This is a genomic window from Pseudomonas sp. 2822-17 (assembly GCF_002742485.1).
GTDB lineage: Bacteria > Pseudomonadota > Gammaproteobacteria > Pseudomonadales > Pseudomonadaceae > Aquipseudomonas > Aquipseudomonas cyclaminis.
The window spans coordinates 1-272 of the sequence record NZ_LJRZ01000734.1; the positions used below are offsets into that span (position 1 = coordinate 1).

Below are 272 nucleotides of genomic sequence, written 5' to 3' on the forward strand. Positions count from 1 at the left end.
AGCAACGTTGATGGCTACTACAGCATCTCCGGCAACAACGTTGTGCTGACCCAAAAGGGCGCTGATTTCGTTAACGCCGGCAACCAGTTGCCGAAGATTGACCTGACTGTTACCGATCCATCGGGCGCCAACTCCAGTAACAGCGGCCAACCGACCGTCAACCTGCACAACGATGTGCCGGTGATCACGGTTGCAGCTAACACCCTGGAAGAGAACTCGGCTGCTGCGGGCACCGTCGCTGGTACCTTCACCGCGACCGACGAAGAAACCCC

1 protein-coding gene is annotated in these 272 nt (G+C 58.1%); it reads left to right on the top strand.

The genetic code is table 11. The annotated features are described in order from the left end of the window. On the top strand, positions 1-272 hold a 272-nt coding region (locus AOA60_RS32795), incomplete at both ends, for a hypothetical protein (RefSeq protein WP_158235065.1).